Here is a 17449-nt window from a genome sequence, read left to right as displayed (position 1 = left end):
GCCATGCAATTCAAACGGAGCCTCCCATGACCAACACCACCATTTTCAAATTCGGCGCTGTCGAGCATGCCGAGGGCGGCGACTTACCGGGCTGGATCGTTGTCGCGGGCCGGCCGACCATGCAGACCGCCGTGCAGCACACCACCGCCGACGGCAAGGTGCTGTCGGGCACCTGGCGGGCCTCGCCCGGCACTTATCACGCCACCTACACCGACTATGAGTTCGTGCACATGATCGCCGGCCGCATCATCATCACGCCCGATGGCGGCACGCCTGTCGAGGTCGGTCCGGGCGATGCGTTCGTGGTCGAAGCCGATTTCAAGGGCACCTGGCATATTCTCGAGCCGGTAACCAAGCACTTCGTCGTCAAGCTTGCTTGATCGACGTCGCCAGGGTCGCCTGATCGGCTCGTCGTCAGGCTTGCTTGATCGCGTCGTCGGCAGTTCCTGATCGGTGCCGATACACGTCGGCCGGCGCGGTTCATCGCCAGCGTCCCCCTCGCCCAGCAGGGGGAGGGGGACGTAGCGAAGCGAATATCGGTTAAGAGGGCGTCACCTCGTTCGCTTCGAACCGATGCGGATCGAAAAGCTGAGACGATGGCGTTCTGCGGAGCCTGGTCGAGAGAACGCAGGCCAGGACTGCTGCCGGGTCGCCGGCGCGTCAGCCAAGAGCGAGCGGCGCACTTCGAGAGTGCATGCCGCCCGTCCGGCGCCGGGCCGTCAATGCTGTTGTTACGAAACCCCCCAGCCCCGTCTCAACCGCCACGGCCATGGCGTGACCCATGGCTTGCTATACGCATGCAGCACCGCGGTCTGTCAACGCCGCCCGCAATGGCCGCGGGAGGTCCCTTTTGCGCCTCCCGGCCAGCTTTCCAGCCGGCCTCGCGCAAGCCATTCGCCGCTGCAAAATGCGCTTGAAATGGCGGTTTTCCGGGTGTTCCGGCCGCTCCGGAGGGGACCTTTGGCGCGACAGAGGTCGCGATCTAGGCGATTGGATGAATTTGTCTTTCGCGGCTGAAACGTTTCAGGAGCCGGATTGTAGACCTGACTTTTTTTGGGTGTATTTCCCTCACGTCAGTTTTGCACCCCAGCCGGCCCGATCGACCTGCCGGAGGGCAAGCCTCAGGGGCCGGCGTCGGCGCTCTGAGTCTCTCGGACCGACGGGCGCCGGACCATGCCGCTGACGACATAGGCCGCCGCGCCCAGCGCCGTGATCCAGAAGCTCGTCGGCCAGTCGGTCAGGAAGGCGAGCGTCAGGCTGATCCAGGCGATGATCACGGCAAGCGCGATGGACGTCAGCACGCCGGCTCCGACGCCGCTGGTAAGCCTGAGCGCGGTGGCTGCAGGCGCCACCATCAGCGCGAAGACGAGCAGCACGCCGACGATCTGCACCGCCTCGGACGTGGCGACGGCGACCAGCACCATGAACAGGGTCGAGACAAGAGTGAGCGGCACGCCGCGCGCTTCGGCGAGTTCCGGCTGCAGGCTGGCGAACAGCAGCGGCCGCGCGATCAGCAAAAGCGCGACAAGGATCGCCACCGCCAGCACCGCAAGCACGATAACGGTGCGCAGGCTGATGCCCAGCACATTGCCGAACAGCACGTTGGTCGCCTGCGAGGCGAAGGCGGTGTAGAAATGCAGAAACAACAAGCCCAGGCCGAGCGACAGCGTCAAAACGATGCCGATGGCGACGTCGCGATGCGCGCGCTCCCCCAGCAGGCCGATGCCGATGCCGGCGGCGACGGTAAACACGGTGAGGCCGAGAAACGGAGACAGCCCGATCAGGCCGGCGCCCGTGGCGCCGGGAAAGCCGACATGGGAGAGCGCATGACCGGCGAAGGTCTGGCCCCGGAGCACGAGGAAATAGCCGACCGCGCCCGAAACGATGCCGACGATGGTGCAGGCATAGAAGGCGTTGCGCATGAATTCATAGTCAAAGATCGTGGACATGCGCCCCGCTCTCCAGTTCTACATCGTCGGCCATGACGAAGATGCGGCCGGCAACCCGCACCACATTGATATGCGTGCCGTAGAGTTTCGACAGCACCGGACCGCTGATGACCTCGTCGACGGAGCCGATCGCCGCCTTGCGGTTGCCGAGATAGAGCACGCGGTCGACGGCGCGCAGCAGCGGGTTGATCTCGTGCGAGCAGAACAGCACGGCAATGCCGAGCCGCTCGCCGATCTGATGCACCAGGTCGATGATCGCGCGCTGATGGCCTGCATCGAGGCTGATCAGCGGCTCGTCGAGCAAAAGCAGTTGCGGATTGCCGATCAACGATTGAGCGATCAGGATGCGCTGGCGCTCGCCACCGGAAAGCTCGCCCAGCGGCCGCCGCGCAAGGTCGCCGGCGCCCACCTCTTCAAGAGCCTTCCACGCCGCCTCCTTCTCGGCAGCCGATGCGACGGGCCAGCCCCAGCGATGCCCGCCGGCGGCACTCAGCACGAAGTCGAGGCCGCTGACGCCGACATCGCCAAGCGCGCGCCGCGCCTGCGGCATATAGCCGATGTCGGCGTCGCCGCGCGTCGGCGATTTGCCAAGCACCGAAATGGCGCCGCCGGCCGGTTTGATCAGGCCGAGAATGGCGCGCAGCATCGTCGTCTTGCCGGCGCCATTGGCGCCGAGCAGGCCGACAAAGGCGCCTTGCGGTAGAGAAAAGGAGACGTCGGATAAAACCCGGCGTCCCCCATAGGTCAGCGTGACCTTGTCGAATTCGATTGCGTTCATTTAGTCACATTCATTCGCAGTCACATTCATTGTGTGCGGGCGGCGAGCGCCTTCTGGACCGCGTCGATCTGGCCGCCGAACCAGGTCTGGATCGTCTGGCCCGCCGGTTCCGTCTCGGTGACGCCGATGACCGTGACCTTGTTCTGCTTGGCGATGTCGAGCAGCCTTGTCGTTGCCTCGTCGGTCACCTGCGAATTGTAGAACAGGATCTTGGCCGAGCCGTCCTTCAGGCTGTTTTCGAACGCCGCCACCTGCGTGGCGCTCGGCTCCGCATCGTTCATCAAGGCCACCTGGAAATCGTAGTTCAGCATCTTGAGACCGAGCGCTTCCGCCATGTAGCCGAAGACCGGCTCGGTAGCCGTCACCTCGGTGCCGGCATAGGTGTTCTTGACGTCGGTGATTTCCTTGTCAATGGCCTCGAGCGAGGTCTGGAATGCCTTCAGGTTCGTCTCATAATACACGGCATTGGCCGGATCGCGCTTGGCAAGGTCGGCGCTCAGCGCCTTGGCGATGGCCGGCAGCGTCGCCGGGTCGTACCACAGATGCGGGTTGTCGCCCGACTTCTTGCCGATCAGGTCGGCGGCGACGATGGTCGTGCGATCCTTGGCTGTCGAGGCCGACAGCAGCTTGTCCATCCACGGATCGTAGTCGGCGCCGTTATAGATGACGATCTTGGCGTCGGCGATGGTGCGCGCCGTCGACGGGCTGGTCTCGAACAGATGCGGATCGTCATCGGGATTGGCCAGGATGCTGGTGACGGTGACGTTGCTGCCGCCGATCTGGCGGGCAAGGTCGCCATAGAAATTCTCGGCCGCCACGATGGTCAGCTTGTCTTCGGCGCGGGCAGCCGTGCCGGTCAAAAGCGGCACCGCGACGAGCAGCGCGGCGAGAAAGGGAATGCGACGCATCCGTGGTCTCCTTGCAGTCTGAAATGTATGTCGCCGGAGAGGCGGGCTGTGTAACTGAATAACAGTAACAATATAACGTTTGCGTCGAAAATACGGCTGATGTCAATGGGCTTTTCGAGCCGCGCAGTTTTTCACGCGCACAAACCGTGAGCGGCCTGCGCCGATCAGGCGGAGCCACTCATGCGTGTCGGCTATATGCGAAAGGGCAGGCGATCGCCGGCACCGCGAGGCCGCCGCGAGCACACCGTCGTGGCGGTATCCTGATGAATTCGCGGCGGGTAAGTTCCTTGCTTGTTGCCGTCAGTTTTGCGGACGCCTTCCCTCCCACGCGTCCTGCAACAGGGCGCGGATTGCGGCGCGGTCGAAAGGCCGCGGATTCCAGTATGGGTTCCTGGTCGCGATCTCAGCGGCGCGGTCGAGATCGGCCTGCATGAGGCCGAGTTCTTTCAATGTAAGGGGCGCGCCGACCGCCTTGGCGAAATCGTGGAGACCGCCGCCCGCGCTGCCGCCAAACAAGTCGGCGACCGGCTTCAACAAGTCGGGCACCGCGACGGCGTTGAAGCCGATCGTGTGCGGCAACATCACCGCATGCGTCTCGGCATGCGGCATGTCGAAAGAGCCGCCGAGCGTATGACAGATCTTGTGATGCAGCGCCATGCCGACGGCGCCGAGCACCGTACCGCACAGCCAGGCGCCGTAAAGCGCATCGCCGCGTGCATCGATGTTTCCAGGCTCCTTGGTCAACACCGGCAGCGCAGTCTTCATGGCGCGCAATCCTTCTTTCGCCATCAGGGTGGAAATCGGATTGCGATCCTGCGCGTAAAGCGCTTCGGCCGAGTGCGCCATGGCGTTGAGTCCTGACGCGACGCTCATCGCTATCGGCAGGCCGACGGTCAGCTCTGGATCGTAGATCACCACTTCCGGCAGGATCCTTGCGTCACGCATTGTGGTTTTTTCGCCGTTCTCGGTCTGACCGAGGATCGGCGTCACCTCCGAGCCGGCATAGGTGGTCGGGATGACGATCTGCGGCAGGTCGGTGCGCCAGGCGATCGCCTTGCCGAGACCGGTGGTCGAGCCGCCGCCAAGCGCGACAACGCAGTCAGCGTTGACCTCGGTCGCCTTGGCCATTGCCGTTTGGGTTACCTCGACCGGCGTGTGCATGGCGGCGCCCGAAAAGGTGCCGGCCGCCAGCGCGCCGAGGGATTCGGCAAGCGCCTCGCCGTCGGCAGCCCGATGCGGCGTCGACAGCACCAGCGCGCGATTGCAGCCGAGTTTTTCGATCCAGGTGCCCACCTCGGACGACGCGCCATTGCCGAAGACAATATGCGCAGGGCTGCCGGAGTAGGTGAACGTCCTTGTCATGCCGATCCGCTCCCTTTGCATATTATCACTGTGACGGAGCCGAAATCGAGCGGCCAGCTCTCGCTGCCGACGACATCGTTTGCGTCGTCACCGTCTCGCAAGCGGGCCCTGATCTCTCCCGCGTACTCGCAAACGTATCGCCTTGACCACAAAAACGTCAAAAAAGTATCAGTGAGGTGGACACACCGTGGTGGCGGCTGCATGAATTGCCGCCTAAGCTTCGATCACTGCAGAGAGCGGCAAACGCGGCCTGCGGGAGATGGCACTGCAACTGGTCGCATGACCGGACCGGCGCCGGGAGGAACTGACATGAATCCGGACTTGGAAGTCGTCCAGATCAGACGCGGCGAGTCGTTCAAGGCCTGGGCCCACGGCTACCCCTTCCACACGGTGCGCTGGCACTTCCACCCCGAATACGAAATCCATCACGTTGTCGCCACCACGGGCCATTATTTCGTCGGTGACTTCATCGGCGAGTTCGAGCCCGGCAACCTCGTGCTCACCGGCCCGAACCTGCCGCACAACTGGGTCAGCGACGTGCCGGCAGGCGCCAGCGTGCCGCTGCGCGGCCGCGTCGTGCAGTTCTCGCAAGAGTTCATTGCCGACGCCACCGCCGCGTTGCCGGAACTTGCCGGTTGTGAAAACATTCTCGAGCTCAGCCGCCGCGGCGCGCTGTTCTCCACCGCTACCGCCAAGCTCGCCGCACCTGTGCTGGCCGAACTGGTCGAAGCGCAAGGCGTTCGCCGCATCGCTTTGTTCATGGAACTGATCGATATTCTGAGCCGCGCCGCCGATGTGCGGACGCTCACCAGCGCCAGCTATCTGCCGGATCCCTCAGGCTTCATGTCGGCCGGCGTCAACAAGGCGCTTGCCTATATCAACGCCAACCTGACCGAGCCGTTCAGCGAAAGCGATCTGGCGGCGATCGCCGGCCGCAGCCCGAGCGCGTTTTCGCGCAGCTTCCGCCGCCATACCGGCATGGCGCTGGTGCAGTATGTCAACCGGCTGCGCATCAACCTTGCCTGCCAGTTGCTGATGAGCGAGGCCGACATGCCGATCACCGAGATCTGCTATGCCGCCGGCTACAACAACATCTCGAATTTCAACCGCCAGTTCCTGACCCAGAAAGGCATGTCGCCTTCGCGCTTCAGGGCCCTGCTGGCGGAAAACGTCAGCGCGGAGATTGCCGCCTAACAGGGAGGACCGGGAGGAGCCTAGACATTTACTGAGGTAAGAACGCGGGGTGCGTTGGAGGCGCTCCGTGCTGGAGATCGCTTGTCCCGAAATCCAGAGATATCTAGAGGATGCGCAGCACGGATCAAGTGCTCCGTTGTTCCTCGCAACAGCCCGACTGCAGTCAAGGCCCGGTGCCATATGGTGTCCAGGGCTTCATGAAACCATTCCTTGAAACGGAGCTATCGAAATGACCAGATTTGCCTGGAAATCGACGGGAGCCATCGCGCTCACTCTTTCTCTTCTTGGCGGCACCGCTGCCTTTGCTGCCCCGGTTACCGACGCCACGGTCGCCTTCTTGATGCCCGACCAAGCCTCGACGCGCTACGAGCAGCACGACTATCCCGGCTTCGTCGCCGAGATGAAAAAACTCTGCCCCGGCTGCAAGGTGATCTACCAGAACGCCGATGCCGACGCCTCGCGCCAGCAGCAGCAGTTCAACTCGGTGATCTCGCAAGGCGCCAAGGCGATCGTGCTCGACCCTGTCGACTCGACCGCCGCCGCCTCGCTGGTCAAGCTGGCGCAGAGCCAGGGCGTCAAGGTCATCGCGTATGATCGCCCGATCCCGACCGCACCTGCCGACTTCTACGTCTCGTTCAACAATGAAGGCATCGGCAAGGCCATTGCCGACTCGCTCGTCGAACACCTCAAGGCGCTGAAGGTCGACCCCGCCAGCGGCGGCCTGCTGCAGATCAACGGATCGCCGACCGACGCGGCCGCCGGGCTGATCAAGAAGGGCATCCATTCCAGCCTCGACAACAGCGGCTACAAGATCCTTGCCGAATACGACACGCCGGAATGGGCGCCGCCGAAGGCGCAGCAATGGGCAAGCGGCCAGATCACCCGCTTCTCCACGCAGATCGTCGGCGTCGTTGCGGCCAATGACGGCACCGGTGGTGGCGCCATCGCCGCCTTCAAGGCCGCCGGTGTCGATCCGGTGCCGCCGGTGACCGGCAACGATGCGACCATCGCCGCCCTGCAGCTGATCATCGCCGGCGACCAGTACAACACCATCTCCAAGCCGAGCGAGATCGTTGCGGCGGCTGCAGCCAACGTCGCCGTCCAGCTTCTGTCGGGCGAGACGCCGAAGGCCGAAATGACCCTCTACGACACCCCGTCGCAGCTGTTCACGCCGGCGGTGGTGACGCAGGAAAACCTCAAGGCCGAGATCATCGACAAGAAGATCAACACCGCCGAAGAGCTTTGCGTCGACCGCTATGCCGAAGGCTGCAAGAAGCTCGGCATCACAAAGTGACAATGCAGGTCGCCCCAAAAGTGCGCAGCGGTTTTGGGATAACGACATGCATAAAAGGATGACCTAGAATCCTGATCCTGCTTTCCGGCCGCCCTTGCGGCGGCCGGAAGTTCGCAGTCACTCTTGACCGCCCATCCGGAAAGGTTTGCCACCATGTCTGACATCTCTGACGGACCGGTTTCGGCAGGCGAGCTGGTGCTCAGCCTGCGCGGCATCTCGAAGAATTTCGGCGCCGTTTCGGCGCTCACCGATATCGATCTCGATGTCCATGCCGGCGAGGTGGTGGCGCTGGTCGGCGACAATGGCGCCGGCAAGTCGACGCTGGTCAAGATTCTGGCCGGCGTCCACCAGCCGAGCTCGGGCACCATCAATTTCCGCGGCAGGCAAGTGACGATGCCCGACCCGAGCGCCGCGCTGACGCTCGGCATCGCCACCGTCTTCCAGGATCTCGCACTGTGCGAAAACCTCGACGTCGTCGCCAACATCTTTCTAGGCAAGGAGATCAACCCGCTGCGGCTGGACGAGGTGGCGATGGAAATTCGCGCCTGGACGCTGCTCAACGAATTGTCGGCGCGTATTCCAAGCGTCCGCGAGGCGGTCGCCTCGCTGTCCGGCGGCCAGCGCCAGACCGTGGCGATCGCCCGCTCGCTGCTGCTCGACCCCAAGGTCATCCTGCTCGACGAGCCGACCGCCGCTCTTGGCGTCGCCCAGACGGCGGAAGTGCTGAACCTCATCGACCGGGTGCGCGAGCGTGGGCTCGGCGTGCTGATGATCAGTCACAATATGGAGGACGTGCGCGCCGTCGCCGACCGCATCGTCGTGCTCAGGCTCGGCCGCAACAACGGCGTCTTCGAACCCGACGCCTCGAACCAGGAACTGGTCAGCGCCATCACCGGCGCCGCCAACAATGCAGTGTCGCGCCGCGCCGAACGGCGCAAGGCCGCCGAACAAGCGCACAACCAGGAGCAGCGGCCATGAGCGCGGAGCCCAAGCAGGACACCTCTTCGTCGACGGCGCTCGACCGCAGCGACGTCCGCGTCAAGCACCAGGCCGGCGTCGGTGGCGCCATCAGCGCCTTCTTCGACCGCGTCCGCTCCGGCGACCTCGGCTCGTTGCCGGTCATCGTCGGCCTGGTCATCATCTGGAGCGTGTTCACCGCGCTCAACCCGGTGTTCGTTTCGTCAAGCAACCTCGTTAATCTGTTGTTCGACTGCTCGACCGTCGGCGTCATCGCGCTCGGCATAGTCTTCGTGCTGATGGTCGGCGAGATCGACCTGTCGGTCGGCTCGATCAGCGGCTTTGCCTCGGCCATGGTGGGCACGCTGTGGGTCAACCAGGGCTGGCCGGTGGCGCTCGCCATCCTCGCCGCGATCGCCGTCGGCGGTTTCATCGGCGGGCTCTATGCCTTGCTGTTCAACCGGCTCGGCATGCCAAGCTTCGTCTCGACGCTCGCCGGCCTGCTCGCCGTGCTCGGCCTGCAGCTGTATATTCTGGGCTCCACCGGCTCGATCAATCTGCCCTATGGGTCGAACCTGGTGAATTTCGGCCAGTTGCTGGTCATGCCGGACTGGCTGTCCTATGCACTGGCGGCATTGCCCGGCATCGTCATGCTGATCACCGGCCTGCGCACCGTCAGCCGCCGCCGGGCCGTCAATTTGTCGGCGCCGTCTGTCGGCGGCCTCATCGTGCGCGTCGCCGCCCTGACCATCCTGCTAGAACTGATCGTCGGTTATCTCAACCAGGCGCGCGGCATACCGTGGATGTTCGGCCTGTTCGTCGGCCTGGTGGTGGCGATGAACTATGCGCTGACCCGCACCCAATGGGGCCGCTCGATGACCGCCGTCGGCGGCAACCGCGAAGCGGCGCGCCGGGCCGGCATCAAGGTGCGCTCGATCTACCTCAGCGCCTTCGTCATGTGCTCGATGTTTGCCGCCCTCGGCGGCGTCCTGTCGGCGGCGCGGCTGGCCTCCGCCAGCCAGCAGGCCGGCACCGGCGACGTCAACCTCAACGCCATTGCGGCGGCGGTCATAGGCGGCACCAGCCTGTTTGGCGGCCGTGGCAGCGCCTATTCCGCGCTGCTCGGCATCATCGTCATCCAGTCGATCGCCAGCGGGCTGACCTTGCTCGATCTGTCATCGTCGCTTCGCTACATGATCACCGGCGCCGTTCTGGCAATTGCGGTCATCGTCGACTCCCTGGCACGCCGCTCGCGGGTTTCCCACGGCCGAGCCTGAACCAACAGAGAATACGAGGATAGAAGAATGGCTCAGGATTTGAGTGGAAAAGTCGCGGCGATCACCGGCGCCGCGTCGGGCATAGGCCTGGAATGCGCGAGAGCGCTGATTGCCGCCGGCGTTCGCGTTGTGCTCGTCGATCGCGCCGAAGACGCGCTGAAAAGCGTCTGCACCGAACTCGGTCCCAACGCGATCCCGCTGGTGATCGATCTGATGAAGCCGGCCAGCGTCGCGACGATGATGCCGCAAATCCTGGACAAGGCAGGCCAGCTCGATATCTTCCACGCCAATGCCGGCGCCTATGTCGGCGGCCCGGTGCTCGAAGGCGACCCGGATGCCTGGGACCGCATGCTGAACCTCAACATCAATGCGGTCTTTCGTTCCATCCACGCCGTGCTGCCGCATATGGTCGAACGCAAGACCGGCGACATCATCGTCACGTCTTCGATCGCCGGACTGGTGCCCGTGGTCTGGGAGCCGATCTACACAGCGTCGAAACACGCCGTGCAGGCCTTCGTCCATACGGTGCGCCGCCAGGTCGCCCCGCACGGCCTGCGCGTCGGCGCGGTGCAGCCGGGGCCGGTGGTGACAGCGCTGATCAGCGATTGGCCGAAGGACAAGCTCGAGGATGAACTGGCCAAGGGCGGCCTGATTCAGCCGGTCGAGGTCGCCGAAGCCGTGCTGTTCATGCTGACGCGGCCAAGGAACGTCACCATCAGGGATCTGGTGATCCTGCCGCAGAGCAATGATTTGTGAGGCAGTAGGCGTTAGGCCTTAGGCGTTAGGCAGCAGGGAATGGGGAGAGGCTCTTGCAACTGACCATTCACTGCCGACCATCTCGCCTACTGCCTACTGCCTAACTTCTGAGGTTTCCCATGTCCCACTTCCTCGGCATCGACGTCGGCACTGGCAGTGCCAGGGCGGGGGTGTTCGACAGCAAGGGCACCATGCTTGCCTCGGCGAAGCGCGACATCGCTCTGTTCATCGAGCCCGGCGAAATCGCCGAACAGTCGAGCGAGGACATCTGGCGCGCGGTTTGCGCCAGCGTGCGCGAGGCGGTGACGGAGTCGGGGCTTGCCGGGCGCGACATTGCCGGCATTGGCTTCGACGCCACCTGTTCGCTGGTCGTGGTCGGCCAGGATGGCGCGCCGTTGCCGGCCGGCAGTTCCGGCGACAGCCAGCGCAACATCATCGTCTGGATGGATCACCGCGCGCTCGACCAGGCGCAGCGCATCAATGCCGGCAAGCACGCCGTGCTCGACTATGTCGGCGGCACCATCTCGCCGGAAATGGAAACGCCGAAGCTGCTGTGGCTGCGCGAGAACCTGCCCGCCACCTTCGATGCGGCCGAGCATTTCTTCGACCTGACGGACTATCTGACCTGGCGCTCAACCGGCAGCCTGGCGCGCTCGATCTGCACGCTGACCTGCAAATGGACCTATCTCGGTCATGAGCGGCGCTGGGACGACGCCTATTTCCGTGCCGTCGGCCTCGGCGCGCTCGCCGATGAAGGCTTTGCCCGCATCGGCACCGAAATCGTCGAAGGCGGCACGGCACTTGCCCAAGGCCTGACTGAGGCCGCCGCGGCCGATCTCGGCCTGCTGCCGGGAACGCCGGTTGCTGCCGGACTGATCGATGCCCATGCCGGGGGAGTCGGCACGGTTGGCGGGCAGGGCTCCGTCGGCACCTTGCAGTCGCGCATGGCCTATGTGTTCGGCACTTCGGCCTGCACCATGGCCAGCACCAGCGAGCCGGCCTTCGTGCCCGGCGTCTGGGGTCCGTATTTTTCCTCGATGGTGCCGGGGCTTTGGCTCAATGAAGGCGGGCAATCGGCGGCGGGTGCTGCAATCGACCACCTCGTCGCTTTCCATCCGGCCACGGCTGAGGCATCCGCAAAAGCCAAGGCGGAAGGTCTCGGCCTGACCGCTTGGCTTGGTCAGCAGGCGGCGAAGCAGTCCGCCGACCTGTCCGCCGTAGCGCACCTGGCCGATGGACTGCATGTCGTGCCGGAATTCCTCGGCAACCGCTCGCCCTTCGCCGATCCCGAGTCCAAGGCCTTGATCGCCGGGCTTGGCATGGACACGTCCCTCGACAGTCTGGTCGCGCTCTATGTCGCCGGCCTGCTGGGCATCGGCTACGGCGTGCGCCAGATCCTTGCGGCGATGGCCAACAAAGGCATCGCCATCGACACCATCGTCGTCAGCGGCGGTGCCGCGCAAAGCGAGCTGGTACGTCAGCTTTTGGCCGACACCACAGGCCTGACCGTCGCCGGTTCGACCTCGCCCGAACCGGTGCTGCTCGGCTCGTCCATATTGGCGGCGGTGGCGGCGCAAAAATATCCCGATGTGATCGCGGCGATGACCGGCATGTCGCGCATCGGCGACATCTATCGCCCGGCCGGCGGCGATCTGGTGCCTTGGCACGACAAGCGCTTCGCCGCCTTCGAACTGTTGCAGCAGGCGGGCCGCGCGATCCGCGATTGAGCGGCTTCGCTCACGTCCAGAAATAGCGGACGATGTGGAAGAACACCGGCGCGGCGAAGACCAGGCTGTCGGCGCGGTCCATCATGCCGCCATGGCCTTCGATGAGGTGGCCCCAGTCCTTGACCCCCTGGTCGCGCTTGATCGCCGACGCCACCAGCCCGCCGAGGAACCCCATCAGGCAGGCAATGAAGGCGACGCCTGCCGCCGCCAGCGGCGAGAACGGCGTCAGGAACGACAAGAGCGCACCGAGCAGGCTCGATGCCACCAGCCCGCCGACCAGCCCCTCCCAGGTCTTTGACGGCGAGACGGAAGGCGACAGAAGGTGCCGGCCGAACAGCTTGCCGAAGATGTATTGCAGCACATCGCTGCCTTGCACGGTGATGATCAGGAAGGCGATCAGCAGGAGGTTGCGGCCCTCGAAACCGGGCACGTTGAGCGTCAGCAGCGCCGGCACATGGCTGACGCAGTAGACCGAGATCATGACCGCCCATTGCTGCGCCGACACCCGCTCGAGGAAGCGTTCGGTGTCGCCGTTGAGCGCTGTGATCGCCGGCATCAAGAGGAAGCAGTAGACCGGGATGAAGATGGTGAAGAGCCCGTACCAGGCGGTCCACACCAGCCAGTACTGGAAGGGAATGATGATGCCGAACATGCCGAGCAGCACCCAGTGGTCGCTGCGCCGGCTGTGCGTCAGCGTCACGAACTCGCGCAGCGCGGCAAACGAGATCAGCGCAAACAGGATGGTCATGCCGGTGCGGCCGAAGAAGAAGGCGACGGTGATCGCCAGCACCATCACCCACCAGGCGTTGATGCGCTGGTTCAAGTTGACGAGCGTCGAGGGCAGCGGCTTCGGCGCCCGCCATGAGAGGATACCGGCAACGATGCTCGCCATGGTCAGCACGCAGATCAGGCCGGCCAGCAGGATGACGGTTTCATGCATTGGCGGCAGTGTCATACGAAGTCTCTTTGCCTGGTCATGCTAGTGGTCCCGATCGGGACGCGGGTTGAGCGACAGCAGCGTCTGGCGCGCGCGCTCGAGGAAGGTGCGGCGTTCTTCGCCGGGCGCGATCGCCACCGGCGGACCGAAGACGACGCGGCACAAAAGCGGCACCGGTAGGAACTGGCCCTTGGGCAGCACGCGCGACATGTTCTCGATCCAGCACGGGATGAGTTCGACATCCGGCCGCGCCATCGACAGATTGTAGAGGCCGGAGCGGAACGGCAGCAGATCCGCCTCCGTCGTGTTGCGAGTGCCTTCGGGAAACAGGATCAGCGAGTGGCCGTCGTCGAGCACCGACAGCATGATCGAGATCGGGTGTTGCGTTTCGTCGGTCCACTGCCGGTGGATGAGCACGGACGACAGCATGTCCTGCGCGATGAAGCGGCGCAGCCGCGACTTGCCCCAATATTCGGCCGCCGCGATCGCATGGGTCCGGGCGCGCACCTTCTCACTCAGACAGGCCGACAGCAGGATGAAATCACCATGGCTGGCATGGTTGGCGAAGTAGATGCGCTGCCGCTCCGACGGCTGGCTGCCGTTCCAGATTGGCCTGACGCCGGTCACCACCCAGGCCGCCGCCGACAGGCCGACCGAGGTCACCGTCTGCAGCAAGGTGAAGGTGTTGGCGCGCAGGTGAAGCTTGGTCATGGCTCAAACAAATGCTGCGAAAAGGGATGCCGCAGCAAACATGGCTAGCGCCATGCGCTGCCTTGTCAGCAGGCGGCGCGTGCCTGCCATGCGATGGTTAAGCGAGCGGCCGCCGGCACCGGTGGATTTCAGGCGCATGCGCGTCAGCACATCGTCGACTGCGGCACCGCCGGCGGCCTCGCTGGCGTGGCTTGCCATCAGCCGGAACAGCAGCGCATCGAACAAAAGCACGGCCGAAAGAGCCAGCGTGGCCACGGCGCTCGCCGCCTCGACCAGCCAGGCCGCCGCGGGCAGCGCTGTCGTCTGCGGCCCGGCCACCAGGCCGATGACCGGCGTTGCCATCACAGCCGCCACCACCAGCAGGATCGGCCACACCGCCTGCACCATCAGTCCGGCGGCGAATATTTCGGCCTTCTCGGGAAAATTCTCGCCACTCATGCCGGCCAACTCATGTCGGTTCTTCCAGCCCGATCTGAAGGTGCACGGGCCTGCCCGACGCGGCGAGTTTCTTGCGCGCCTGTGCAGTTGTGTGCGAGCGCCCCGTCACCACCAGCCAGTCGGCGACGATGGCTGCACTGCGCTGAAAGCCGAGCGCGCAGCAGACCAGGACGGTGCCGCGCCGGCGCGCCAGCTCGATCGCCGCCACCGCTCGCTCCAGCCTGTCGTGAGGCGGCGCCACGAGGTCGAGCATCGCGTAGCTGATCCAGCGGCAGGTCACGCCGCGCGGCCGTTCCATCTCGCCGGCAAGGTCGATCACTGTGCCGAAGCGGTTGGCCTCGTCGTCACTCGGAAACCGGCCGAGGAAAACACCGTCGGTGATCTCCACTTGCGGCGCCAGTTGGCGGGTCCATACCCACACATTGATCCGGGCGCCAAGCCGGTAGGGCAGGAGCAGGATACGGTTGGCCAGTGAGACGCTACCATCGGCTGCCTTCTGGAACACTTTGGCGCCGGCCCCAGCATAGCCGAAGGCGACGATGGCCAGCGCCAATGCCGGCCACAACAGGATGAGAAAATCGGCGGAGACCAACGCGCCCTCGGCAGCGCCGGCCAGGGCAAGGGCCGCCCCCAGCCCGTAATAACCCGCCAGCCGCCGCGCCCTTGGGTCGGCGGTCAACCGAAAACCCCAGAATGGCAGCTCGCCCTTGGACGGAAACAGCCACAGCGCAAACAGGCCGAGCAGGGCGCCGGTCGGAATGTCGATGAAATGATGCTGCCAGGTCGTCAGCACCGAGGCGCCGATGAGAAAACACCAGACGTGCCAGACCGGGCGGAGAATGCCGCCGAGACGGTGACGTGCCAGAACGTGACGCCAATGGTCCCAGATGATCACCAGGAGTGCGATGTGCAGGGATGGCGCTTGGTTGAACGGCTTGTCGAAACCACCGAGCACCGCAAACAGGAAACCCGGCAGGCCGGTGGTTTCCGGCCGCACGAAGGTCGCCGTCAGCGGGAACGCTATGAAGTAGGCGACGGCAATGATCTGCGCCGAGAGATAGCGGCCGGCGAGCCGGTTGACACCGCGCCTGGTCGTGTTGAGCAGCAGCGATAGGCCGTAGAACAGATTGATCGACCAATAGGGCACGATCGTCCAGGCGACGAAAGGGATGGCGTGTTCCCAGGCAAACATGATGCTGCCGACATGGTCGCGCCGCGACGCCAGCCAGTTGGCAAAGCCATAGGTCGAATAGAAGAACGGCGCCAGCAGCGCCAGCCAAAGGGCGGCCCTCAGCACGATGCCCAAATAGGGTTCCCGCGCCGGGGCAGGGTCAGTGACAGGCAGGGCCATGGTCTCAGACGCGCCGTGCGACCGAGACGGTGAAGATGCCCCATTGGTCGATGCGCTGGTCGATCTTTTCGAAACCGGCAGCCGTCACCAACTGGTCCATCTCGCCCTGCGTGCGCCGCCGCATCACCCAGGCCTGGCCGCCGCGATGCGAGGTCAGGCTGCGCGCGATCATCTCCAGCTGCGGATGCCATGGCTGGTTGGTGTAGACGAGCAGGCTGCCGGACTGCATGGCGCTGGCCAGCCCGCCGAGCGAGCGGGAAATCATCGTGTTGTCGGCGAACAATTCGTAAAGCCCGGAGACGATGGCGAGGTCCGGCGCCGGCTTTTGCCCGGCCAGCATGTCGGCATCGAAGGCGTCGGCCTGGTGGAAGCTGACGCTGGTCGGCAGACGCCGCTCGGCGATCAGCTTCGAACCCAACCCGACATTGAGCTCGGAATAATCCTGCAGCCGCACGCTTGCTGGTGGTTCAGTGCATTTGGCGACGGCATCGAGCACATAGCGGCCGTGACCGGCGGCGATGTCGAGCATGTGGACGGGACGGCCGGCTGCCTTCAGGCTGGCGGCGGCGTTGCCGATCAGCTCTTCCAGATGCAGCTTGCGCTGGCGGATGCCGCGCCAGCCGATGGCGTCGAGGAAGGTGCGGTCGATCATGCGGCCGATGAAGCCGATGCCGCGCGCGTCGTTCTCGTAGACATAGTCGAGCGTCGAGCCGGAATCGAAGCCGGTGGCGATGCCAATCTTCATGCCCGAAGACAGCCAGGCGCCGATGCCGATCGAGGCGCGGCTTATCGCCCAGTAGATACCCTTTGGCGACAGCAGCGCCAGCGGCGAGGCCAGCCTCTCGGCCTCGTCGCGGGTGTAGCCGGCGCGGTCGGCCTGAAGCAAGTCGATGGTTTTCTCCGGCGTGGCAAATTGCTTTTCGAGGAATGGCCGGATCAGGTCCAGCGCCTGCTTGCGATCGCGCTCGCCCAGCGTGTCGTGGAAGAAGCCGGGCAGCACATGCCGCTCCTTGGCGCTGCTGCCGAGATTGACGAAGAACTCGTGCTGCGGTCCATGCCGCACCACCCAATCGCTGCCGGAGATCAAGAGCTGCGTCGGCACGGTGATGGCGCGCGCGTCCGAGACGATGCGGGCAGCGTGGTCGTAAAGCTCGACCAGGATGTTGGAGGCGATCGGTCGCGTGATCAGCGGATCGGCGTCGAAGGAAGCGATGCGCTCGGCATCATGCGTCAGGAACTTCGCCTTGACGTAGGAATTGACGAAGAAGCGGCCCTTGAGCTTCTGCCACAGCGCAATGCCCTCTTTGGCGAAGGGCACGTAGAGCTTGACCGAAAAGGCCGGTGAAGCCACCACCAGCGCGCGGATGTCGGGCGCATAGTCATGCACCCAGGCAGCAGCCAGCACGGCGCCGAACGACTGCGCGATCAGCGCGATGTCGCGCTGGCCAAAACCATCCCGGCCGATCTCACGCACCAGGCATTCGATGTCACGAACCAGGGCGGCAAAGGATGGCGCATAGCCGCGCTCGCCGGCCGAGCGGCCATTGCCGCGCACGTCCCAGGCGTAGAAGGCATGGTCGGGCATGGCGAGTTCGTCGACCAGATGCGCCATGCGGCCGCCATGCTCGTGGCCGCGATGGAACAGAAGGATCGCACCCTTTGGCGTCGACCCGGCGGCCGGCCAGTAGCGGTAGAAGATCTCGGTGCCGTCATGGCTCTTGAACGTGCGCTCCAGCGCGATGCGCTCGAGGCTTGCCGGTGCTCCGGCTGCAATGGTCTGGTGGATCATGGTTTCCCTCTGGCGGTCGGG

The 17449-nt window shown here is 64.7% G+C and carries 16 protein-coding genes; 7 read left to right on the top strand and 9 right to left on the bottom strand.

What is annotated here, in order from left to right:
* The first annotated feature begins 26 nt into the window (after nucleotides 1-26).
* Entirely contained in the window at nucleotides 27-380 is a 354-nt protein-coding gene (locus NL532_RS23495; RefSeq protein WP_023685453.1) for a cupin domain-containing protein, read from the top strand.
* Between the two features lie 741 nt (nucleotides 381-1121).
* Here NL532_RS23495 and NL532_RS23490 read toward each other — a convergent pair.
* The 4 genes from NL532_RS23490 to NL532_RS23475 form a co-directional block, all read right to left on the bottom strand.
* On the bottom strand, nucleotides 1122-1949 hold the full coding sequence (locus NL532_RS23490; RefSeq protein WP_023685454.1) for a metal ABC transporter permease: 828 nt from the start codon (nucleotides 1947-1949) through the stop codon (nucleotides 1122-1124).
* Nucleotides 1933-2727: a metal ABC transporter ATP-binding protein gene (locus NL532_RS23485; protein ID WP_023828791.1), complete on the bottom strand. Its 795-nt coding sequence runs from the start codon at nucleotides 2725-2727 to the stop codon at nucleotides 1933-1935. The genes NL532_RS23490 and NL532_RS23485 overlap by 17 nt, the downstream gene beginning before the upstream one ends.
* A gap of 26 nt (nucleotides 2728-2753) precedes the next feature.
* Complete coding sequence (locus tag NL532_RS23480) at nucleotides 2754-3635, bottom strand: metal ABC transporter solute-binding protein, Zn/Mn family (RefSeq protein WP_023712495.1); 882 nt, start codon at nucleotides 3633-3635, stop codon at nucleotides 2754-2756.
* A gap of 300 nt (nucleotides 3636-3935) precedes the next feature.
* A complete protein-coding gene (locus NL532_RS23475) occupies nucleotides 3936-4997 on the bottom strand; it encodes a maleylacetate reductase (protein ID WP_023828790.1) in 1062 nt (353 codons plus the stop codon).
* A 309-nt stretch (nucleotides 4998-5306) separates the two neighbouring features.
* Between NL532_RS23475 and NL532_RS23470 the strand changes: the two genes are divergently transcribed.
* The 6 genes from NL532_RS23470 to NL532_RS23445 all read left to right on the top strand — a co-directional run bounded on the left by NL532_RS23470 (nucleotide 5307) and on the right by NL532_RS23445 (nucleotide 12202).
* Nucleotides 5307-6191 carry an AraC family transcriptional regulator gene (locus NL532_RS23470; protein WP_023702911.1) on the top strand — a complete coding sequence of 295 codons (885 nt, stop codon included), beginning with the start codon at nucleotides 5307-5309 and terminating at the stop codon, nucleotides 6189-6191.
* A 229-nt stretch (nucleotides 6192-6420) separates the two neighbouring features.
* On the top strand, nucleotides 6421-7485 hold the full coding sequence (locus tag NL532_RS23465) for an ABC transporter substrate-binding protein (RefSeq protein WP_023672498.1): 1065 nt from the start codon (nucleotides 6421-6423) through the stop codon (nucleotides 7483-7485).
* A 153-nt stretch (nucleotides 7486-7638) separates the two neighbouring features.
* Complete coding sequence (locus tag NL532_RS23460) at nucleotides 7639-8463, top strand: ATP-binding cassette domain-containing protein (RefSeq protein WP_023688990.1); 825 nt, start codon at nucleotides 7639-7641, stop codon at nucleotides 8461-8463.
* A complete protein-coding gene (locus NL532_RS23455) occupies nucleotides 8460-9719 on the top strand; it encodes a sugar ABC transporter permease (protein WP_023828789.1) in 1260 nt (419 codons plus the stop codon). The genes NL532_RS23460 and NL532_RS23455 overlap by 4 nt, the downstream gene beginning before the upstream one ends.
* 27 nt (nucleotides 9720-9746) lie before the next feature.
* A complete protein-coding gene (locus NL532_RS23450) occupies nucleotides 9747-10475 on the top strand; it encodes an SDR family oxidoreductase (protein WP_023688988.1) in 729 nt (242 codons plus the stop codon).
* 119 nt (nucleotides 10476-10594) lie between these two features.
* Nucleotides 10595-12202, top strand: coding sequence for an FGGY-family carbohydrate kinase (locus tag NL532_RS23445; RefSeq protein WP_023828788.1), 1608 nt, complete (start codon nucleotides 10595-10597; stop codon nucleotides 12200-12202).
* A gap of 10 nt (nucleotides 12203-12212) precedes the next feature.
* On the opposite strand, the gene NL532_RS23440 is transcribed toward NL532_RS23445, so the two are convergent.
* The 5 genes from NL532_RS23440 to NL532_RS23420 are packed head-to-tail and all read right to left on the bottom strand — an operon-like array spanning nucleotide 12213 to nucleotide 17425.
* Nucleotides 12213-13142 (bottom strand): phosphatidate cytidylyltransferase, encoded by a 930-nt coding sequence (locus NL532_RS23440; protein ID WP_031202921.1) that lies wholly within the window; start codon nucleotides 13140-13142, stop codon nucleotides 12213-12215.
* Nucleotides 13143-13181: 39 nt separating this feature from the next.
* On the bottom strand, nucleotides 13182-13850 hold the full coding sequence (locus tag NL532_RS23435; protein ID WP_023672504.1) for a lysophospholipid acyltransferase family protein: 669 nt from the start codon (nucleotides 13848-13850) through the stop codon (nucleotides 13182-13184).
* A 3-nt stretch (nucleotides 13851-13853) separates the two neighbouring features.
* A complete protein-coding gene (locus tag NL532_RS23430) occupies nucleotides 13854-14288 on the bottom strand; it encodes a hypothetical protein (RefSeq protein WP_023828786.1) in 435 nt (144 codons plus the stop codon).
* A 10-nt stretch (nucleotides 14289-14298) separates the two neighbouring features.
* Nucleotides 14299-15639 carry a phosphatase PAP2/dual specificity phosphatase family protein gene (locus NL532_RS23425; protein WP_023828785.1) on the bottom strand — a complete coding sequence of 447 codons (1341 nt, stop codon included), beginning with the start codon at nucleotides 15637-15639 and terminating at the stop codon, nucleotides 14299-14301.
* 4 nt (nucleotides 15640-15643) lie between these two features.
* Complete coding sequence (locus NL532_RS23420; RefSeq protein ID WP_031202917.1) at nucleotides 15644-17425, bottom strand: bifunctional alpha/beta hydrolase/class I SAM-dependent methyltransferase; 1782 nt, start codon at nucleotides 17423-17425, stop codon at nucleotides 15644-15646.
* Nucleotides 17426-17449 lie beyond the last annotated feature (24 nt).

Source organism: Mesorhizobium sp. C120A, from assembly GCF_030323105.1.
Taxonomy (GTDB): domain Bacteria; phylum Pseudomonadota; class Alphaproteobacteria; order Rhizobiales; family Rhizobiaceae; genus Mesorhizobium.
This window is presented reverse-complemented; position numbering and strand designations above follow the sequence as displayed.

Bases quoted from the DNA above. Each gene is read 5' to 3' on its own strand.
- NL532_RS23495 (WP_023685453.1), top strand. From the start codon at position 27: ATGACCAACACCACCATTTTCAAATTCGGCGCTGTCGAGCATGCCGAG.
- NL532_RS23490 (WP_023685454.1), bottom strand. From the start codon at position 1,949: ATGTCCACGATCTTTGACTATGAATTCATGCGCAACGCCTTCTATGCC.
- NL532_RS23485 (WP_023828791.1), bottom strand. From the start codon at position 2,727: ATGAACGCAATCGAATTCGACAAGGTCACGCTGACCTATGGGGGACGC.
- NL532_RS23480 (WP_023712495.1), bottom strand. From the start codon at position 3,635: ATGCGTCGCATTCCCTTTCTCGCCGCGCTGCTCGTCGCGGTGCCGCTT.
- NL532_RS23475 (WP_023828790.1), bottom strand. From the start codon at position 4,997: ATGACAAGGACGTTCACCTACTCCGGCAGCCCTGCGCATATTGTCTTC.
- NL532_RS23470 (WP_023702911.1), top strand. From the start codon at position 5,307: ATGAATCCGGACTTGGAAGTCGTCCAGATCAGACGCGGCGAGTCGTTC.
- NL532_RS23465 (WP_023672498.1), top strand. From the start codon at position 6,421: ATGACCAGATTTGCCTGGAAATCGACGGGAGCCATCGCGCTCACTCTT.
- NL532_RS23460 (WP_023688990.1), top strand. From the start codon at position 7,639: ATGTCTGACATCTCTGACGGACCGGTTTCGGCAGGCGAGCTGGTGCTC.
- NL532_RS23455 (WP_023828789.1), top strand. From the start codon at position 8,460: ATGAGCGCGGAGCCCAAGCAGGACACCTCTTCGTCGACGGCGCTCGAC.
- NL532_RS23450 (WP_023688988.1), top strand. From the start codon at position 9,747: ATGGCTCAGGATTTGAGTGGAAAAGTCGCGGCGATCACCGGCGCCGCG.
- NL532_RS23445 (WP_023828788.1), top strand. From the start codon at position 10,595: ATGTCCCACTTCCTCGGCATCGACGTCGGCACTGGCAGTGCCAGGGCG.
- NL532_RS23440 (WP_031202921.1), bottom strand. From the start codon at position 13,142: ATGCATGAAACCGTCATCCTGCTGGCCGGCCTGATCTGCGTGCTGACC.
- NL532_RS23435 (WP_023672504.1), bottom strand. From the start codon at position 13,850: ATGACCAAGCTTCACCTGCGCGCCAACACCTTCACCTTGCTGCAGACG.
- NL532_RS23430 (WP_023828786.1), bottom strand. From the start codon at position 14,288: ATGAGTGGCGAGAATTTTCCCGAGAAGGCCGAAATATTCGCCGCCGGA.
- NL532_RS23425 (WP_023828785.1), bottom strand. From the start codon at position 15,639: ATGGCCCTGCCTGTCACTGACCCTGCCCCGGCGCGGGAACCCTATTTG.